Here is a 6,339-nt window from a genome sequence, read left to right as displayed (position 1 = left end):
ACATCCAGGTCGCCGTCCCCGTCCAGATCACCGGCGTGTACGCAAGAAGCACCGTCCGCCTCGTTGGAGATCATTAATTGTTCCCCAAAATGGCCCGCCCCGTCATTCGCGTACCAGGCGATCTTGTTGCCGTTGAACGAGGCCGAGAGCACATCCAAGTCCCCGTCGCAGTCCAGATCGGCCGTATGGACCGAACGGGCGCCGTCTATTTCAGTGGAAATGATCCGTTGTGCCCCAAAATGGCCCTGGCCATCGTTTTCGTACCAGGCAACTGTGTTATCATCGAACGAGGCCGAGAGCACGTCCAGGTCCCCGTCCTTGTCCAAATCCGCTGTATGTATGGAAGTGGCACCATCCGCCTCGGTGGAAATGATCCCCTGTTCCCCAAAATGGCCGGCCCCGTCGTTTTCGTACCAAGCGATCTTGTCATCATTGAAGGAGGCAGAGAGTATATCCAGATCGCCATCCTTGTCCAAATCCGCTGTATGTACGGAAGTGGCACCATCCGCCTCGGTACCGATTCTTGTTCCTTTAAAGCTGAGCTCATGGTCTATCACGGCCGTCTTGGCACGGAAGGTCCAGGTGTATACATGCGGTCGTAATCCCTGCATAACGGCTACGTTTACCCGTTCCCCCGCCTTAAAGGGTTGTTCCGGATGGAAATTGACCGTGCTGCCCGAGATCCTAAAACTGCCTTCCGCCGGGCCGCTCTCTTCCCCGCTTACCCTGAAGCTTTCCGAGTTGATCGCACCCGGATCGGGGGGAAAGCTGAAATGCACCTCGATATCGGCATTTTCCGGGATATCCGTACTGTTGGGCAGGGGCGAGACCGAAACGATGCCCAATCTTCTTTCCAGGGTATTGTTATACACGGAGATCTTGCCATCGGGGGACGAGACCGAAAATATATCGGGGTCCCCGTCACTGTCCATATCCGCGGCACGGACCGATAGCGCACCGGCCACAATGTTGGAAACGATCTGTTGTTCCCCAAAACTCCCGGCCCCCTCGTTCCGGTACCAGGCGATCGTATTGTCCCAGGACGAAGCGGAGAGCACATCGGGCCTGCCATCGCTGTCCATATCCGCCGTATAGACCGATCGGGGCCCTTGCGGCATGGTGCTGATCAGTTGTTGGCCGCCGAAATTCCCCCCGCCAAGGTTACGGTACCAGGCGACCTTGTTGTCCAGAAAGGAGGCCGAGAGCACGTCGGGCCTGCCGTCCCGGTCCAGGTCTGCCACAGCGACCGATAGGGCGCCGTCCGCCGCCGTGGAGATGATCCTCAGGTTATTCTGCGGTTCCCCAAAATTGCCCTCCCCCATGTTTTCGTACCAGGCAATGGTGTCATCGTCCCAGGAGGCCGAGAGCACGTCCTGGTCCCCGTCGCCGTCCAGATCGGCCGTATAGACCGCCCGGGCGCCCTCCGCGGCCGTGGAGATGATCCTTTGTCCCCCAAATTTGCCCTGCCCGTCGTTTGGGTACCAGGCGATCTTCTTGTCACGATAGGAGGCCGAAAGTACGTCCAGGTCCCCGTCACCGTCCAGGTCGGCCATATGGACCGATTCGGGATGGTCCACCCGGTCGCTGATGATCCTTCTGTTCCCAAAACTTCCGTCCGTGCCGTTCCGGTACCAGGCGATCTTGCCCGCTCCGGAAGGCAACTTCACCTCGGCGGAGACTATATCCAGGTATCCGTCATCGTCCAGGTCTCCCGTATATATGTCCCGTATAGATATCCCGTGGATAACGTCCGAGAACACGGTCCGTTGTTCCCCAAAATTCCCTGTGCTGTCATTGGGGTACCAGGAAATCTTATTGTCCAGATAGGAGGCCGAGAGCACGTCCTGATGCCCATCATCATCCAGATCGGCCGTATGGATAGAAGTGAAATTGTCGGTCGGGGCACTGATGACGTTCCTGTCCAGACTTTCCATATTCATATTATAGTAGGCACTAATTTTATCATCCCGGTAGGAAGCGGAGAGCACGTCCAGGTCCCCGTCATCGTCCAGATCCGCTGTATGGACGGATCGGGCGCCCCTTGCAGCAGTGCTGATCGTTCTTTGATTGTTGGACAGGTCGCCGACAAAATCCCCATCACCAAGATTTTTGTACCAGGCGATCTTGTTATCCCCGGCCGAGGCCGAGAGTACGTCCAGATCCCCATCGCCGTCAAGGTCCGCCGTATGGACAGATCGGGCATAAATGGCTGTGGCACTGATTATATGTAGTACAAATACACGTGAACTAGTTACTTCCCTGTTTTCATACCAGACAATCTTGTTATCCCTGACCGAGGCCGAGAGCAAGTCCATATCCCCATCGCCGTCCAGATCGGCCGCATGGACCGAGCTGGCACCGCTTGCTATGGTACTTATCGTTTGCTGCCTACCAAAGTTTCCTTCCCCATCGTTCTTGTACCAGGCGATCTTGTTGTCATTGTAGGAGGCCGAGAGCACGTCCAGGTCCCCGTCATTATCCAGATCGGCGGCATGTACCGATCGGGCGCCATCTGCCTGGGTAGAGATAAGATGGTTCTGGAATCTCCCCTCGCCCAAGTTCTCGTACCAGGCAATCTTATCGTCCGCGGCCGAGGCCGAGAGCACGTCCATGTCCCCATCGCGGTCCAGGTCGGCCGCATACACCGATTGGGCTGTCTTTGCATCTGCATTGATCAGCTGCTGGTTGGTCTCTCGATCACCAAAATTGCCCCTGCCAAGGTTCTTGTACCAGGCGATCTTGTGGTCATAGGCCGAGGCCGAGAGCACGTCCAGGTCCCCGTCATTATCCAGATCGGCCGCATATACCGATTGTGCGCCAGCTGCCTCGGTAGAGATAAGATGATTACGGAATTTTCTCCCGCCCAGGTTCTCCGACCAGGCGATCTTGTTGTCACTTTCCGAGGCCGAGAGGATGTCCATATCCCCGTCCCCGTCCAGATCTGCTGCATGGACAGAAGTGGCCCAAGAAGCATGGTGATTTACCACGACCGGAGCCGTATATTCGATCTTGTCCTCCTCCCTGGGAAAAACAGCATTTATCGCGTCGGCATAGGGTTTGGTCTTGGTATGGCTGTACCGGCCCGCATTTTCGTAGAGCCAATAAAAGCCCCCGCCGAGCCTACTATCGCAGTCGTTCTTCCAAACGGCCATTTTGGCCTTTACTTTTCTTGGATCTGTCCATGGAATTTTAGGTTTGGTATACGAAAGGCCGGGGTACACCGGGATTCCAAAATCCCATTTGGAGTCACAGGGATTGTTTACCGCTCCTCCGTCATAGCACTGCAGGTAGTTCCGATCTATATTGCCCGGATAAACTGAATTTACCTCATTGACCAGATCCTTCCAATAGCCTGCTCTTGTATAGGGAACAATGCTGTTCCTATACCCGAGACTGGCCAACATCTTGGTAAGTGCCGCTGTAGAGGACAGGTGGTAAGAACTTTCATCGTCATTGTTGAATGCCTCGATGCCCGGGATGGCCTCCTTTAGGGCCGCAAAGTTCTTGTAGAATACACTTTCCTCACCAAAGGCCTCTTCACCGTCTTCCTCGTATACCTCCCTGATGATTCCACCGGGCACGATCATAAATTCGAGCCGGGAAATCGTGGTGGGCGCGGTCTTGAGCTGTGCAACTCCTCTTGCAAATTTCCGGGCCAAAAGATTAGTCCCTCCTACGTAGGCCCCGTTACTTGCCAGCAGGACACTTCCACCCCCGTGCCAACCGGTGCCCGCTACAAGGTCTCCGTTTTTTTCAATATTAAGACCAACAATAACAAGGGTGGAAAAGCCGGAGGAGCGCAGGTCGTCTATAACGGTTTGCTCCCTGAGCCATAGGGATTCGGCCTGTACGTATATCATGGCATCCTGGCCTGTAAGCCGGAACATTATGGTCAACAAGACGATCAGGAAGCTGAAGTGTTTGAGCAGTTTTTTTGTCTTCATGGCTTTGAATTTTCCGTTTGTTTTAGTTTTTTGCCCAAAGCCGTGGGAACGGCAAAAACCCCTGCGTTCCCTAGGGGAAAAATACAAGGGTCCAAAGGCGGTCCGTAATCTACGGTCTTGCTTTGGGAGGGCAGGCCTGGAGCCTTATTTCTAATCCAGACCCGCAGTGATTTCCTCCAGTTCCGCTATGCTGATCGTATCGTCATAGACCCCGGCCCCTACCTGGTAGGGGAGGCCGGCTACCGAGATGATATAACTGAGCTTGCGGGAGGGGTTGCTTTCCCCGCGTCTGGGCCGCCTATATTCCACCCAACCCCCGCCCCATTGCGCAGCTTTTAGGCACAGGGCACGTCCGTAGGGTGTCCCCTTGTCATCGATACGTTGGGAGACCTTGGCCTGCTGCAGTTCCGGAAAAGCGGGGATGGCCAGGATGCTATCGGCATCACAGTCCAGTACAAACACGTAGGTGTCTTTCCAGATAAATTCCGAATTGCTGTCGCGAAGGATTGCCAGGCCCTTTTCGCCCTGTTCTTCCAAGAGTGCAGCGGCCTTGAGCACCTTGGCGACCACCTCAGAGGGTGTTGCCCGCTGCTGCTGCTTTTCCTTGTCCCTGTTACAGGCCGTCCGAAGGACCACTGCCAGGAGCAGCAGTCCCATGCCGGCAATACCTATGTTTTTATAGCTCATTCACATATAAATTTTTCTCCTGGCCCACCCATTTGTGCACCTTGTCCAACCAGCTGTGGAGCGCAAGGCGCTCGTCTTCGATAAGGGGCTCCGCAAAAAGTTTGGGGATCGGTATTTTCATTGTGTTTAAATCCATGTACACTCCCTGTACTTCGCGGTTTGGTAAAACCCTAGGTGGGGAGTGGTTTTTCTACCCTTCCACCCCTGACCGAAGCGTCAGGGGTACCTTCCCTAATCAAGGGAAGGAGCTTTTTGTGTGGTACTATAAAGGATGACTTGAGTCGGAAAGGGGCCAGTATCAAAGCTCCCCTCCTTGGCAAGGAGGGGAATGAATCACGCCTCTGGCGTGAGAAAGGGGAGGTTTTTATGAGGAAAAAGGGAAGAGCGATGAGGGGTTGGTCCAGAGATCAGAAATCAGAAATCAGAAGTCGGAACTGCCGACTGTCAACATACACCGCAGCCTGTGCCTCCGCTATCCACGTTTCGTCAAAACTTCAGTGGAGACAGAAGCTAAGGCGACATCCGGATGGCGTAGGTGTGCCGACTGCGTACTGTTTACTGTTAATTGTTCATTAGTACCTATATTGCACGGGAATTGATTTTTTCTCTCTTTAAATCAACTAAATGCCAACCCGTGATTTTGTTGTTGTACGCGATGTTCCCTACAAGGATGTCAAATCGGCACTTACCCAGTGGATAGCCCTATATGCGGACCAGCTTTCCCAACAACTTCGGTTTCACCTGTACAGGCAGGACGCCTATCACGTCATTTCCGTTGACGGGGAGCTGAACAATGAACTGTTCTTCTTTCTGGTGAATTACTTAAAATACCCGGAAAACATACGCTATGATGTGGATGTTGCCGGATTTACAACAGGCGACGCGTCCGGGAAATTGGAAGGGCAGGACGTATTGGTCTATATCCCTGAGGAAGATACCGAATATGACGTGGTCTATGTGGTGACGGGTGCCCAAGCGCACTATAAAATTGATTTTGGAGGTGGTATGCATCCTTTAAAAGAAGGGCGAACGTATACGGATGCTGCGGTTGATTTTTCCGGGAGTCCAGAAGTTTTAAAGGTTTCCAAGCGTATCTCGGACAAAACGGTACGGAAAGGAATATCCTTTTTTGAGGTGGGTTGGCGTTTTAAATTTATGGTCGCCCTGGTATTGGCAGCCCTCATAATCCATTTTCTCTTGCCCAGTATCATTAATGATCCCAAGTTGTATGACAAGACTTCCACGCTTTTATATTTTGGCGTTGGCATGTGGTTTTTTATGGATGCTGAAATGCTACAAAAAGATTCCCGCTACCTAGCCTGTCTGGTAATTGCTTTTGCAATTTTCGTTTATGGATTTCATGTTAAGGAGCAGTTACAATCAAGATTAACCAATCGGATTGAGCCCTTTATAATCATGCCACTCACTCTTTTAATGCTCCAATGGCCCAGCCGTAGATTGTACAAATTATTATTTAAACGGGAACCAGCTGTTGACAAGAAGGGAAAGTTTGCCGATATGGTGTATTCTTTAGTTCTTGTTTTCGGGGCAATATTTCTACCGTTTCTGATCGTGGACTTTTTAAAAGAACACTTTTGAAAAGGGCAGTGGTTTTTTCTACCCTTCCGTCCCTGACGCTGTTTGGAATTGCGGATGATGGATTACTGGTAAGTCGTGCAAAAGCCCTCTCCTCGGTCCTCTCCCAGAG

The 6,339-nt window shown here is 52.7% G+C and carries 4 protein-coding genes; 1 reads left to right on the top strand and 3 read right to left on the bottom strand.

The features are described 5' to 3' along the window. From ACRD67_RS01500 to ACRD67_RS01490, 3 genes are all read right to left on the bottom strand, one after another. On the bottom strand, positions 1-3,944 hold a 3,944-nt coding region (locus ACRD67_RS01500), incomplete at its 3' end, for an FG-GAP-like repeat-containing protein (RefSeq protein ID WP_430965260.1). Positions 3,945-4,094: 150 nt separating this feature from the next. Then, the gene (locus ACRD67_RS01495; RefSeq protein ID WP_430965259.1) at positions 4,095-4,631 is read right to left on the bottom strand and encodes a cache domain-containing protein; all 537 of its coding nucleotides are present in this window, start codon (positions 4,629-4,631) and stop codon (positions 4,095-4,097) included. Next, entirely contained in the window at positions 4,621-4,752 is a 132-nt protein-coding gene (locus ACRD67_RS01490; RefSeq protein WP_430965258.1) for a hypothetical protein, read from the bottom strand. Before ACRD67_RS01490 ends, ACRD67_RS01495 begins: the two co-directional genes overlap by 11 nt. A 503-nt stretch (positions 4,753-5,255) precedes the next feature. Between ACRD67_RS01490 and ACRD67_RS01485 the strand changes: the two genes are divergently transcribed. Further along, positions 5,256-6,230, top strand: a complete 975-nt coding sequence (locus ACRD67_RS01485; RefSeq protein ID WP_430965257.1) for a hypothetical protein — start codon at positions 5,256-5,258, stop codon at positions 6,228-6,230. The last annotated feature ends 109 nt before the right edge of the window (positions 6,231-6,339 follow it).

Source organism: Eudoraea algarum (assembly GCF_050589645.1).
Classification (GTDB): Bacteria; Bacteroidota; Bacteroidia; order Flavobacteriales; family Flavobacteriaceae; genus JBNGOQ01.
Note: the sequence above shows the minus strand (reverse complement) of the source record. Positions and strands in the feature narration are given on the sequence as shown.

Coding starts and splice junctions, on each gene's coding strand:
- ACRD67_RS01495 (WP_430965259.1), bottom strand. CDS start 4,631: ATGAGCTATAAAAACATAGGTATTGCCGGCATGGGACTGCTGCTCCTG.
- ACRD67_RS01490 (WP_430965258.1), bottom strand. CDS start 4,752: ATGAAAATACCGATCCCCAAACTTTTTGCGGAGCCCCTTATCGAAGAC.
- ACRD67_RS01485 (WP_430965257.1), top strand. CDS start 5,256: ATGCCAACCCGTGATTTTGTTGTTGTACGCGATGTTCCCTACAAGGAT.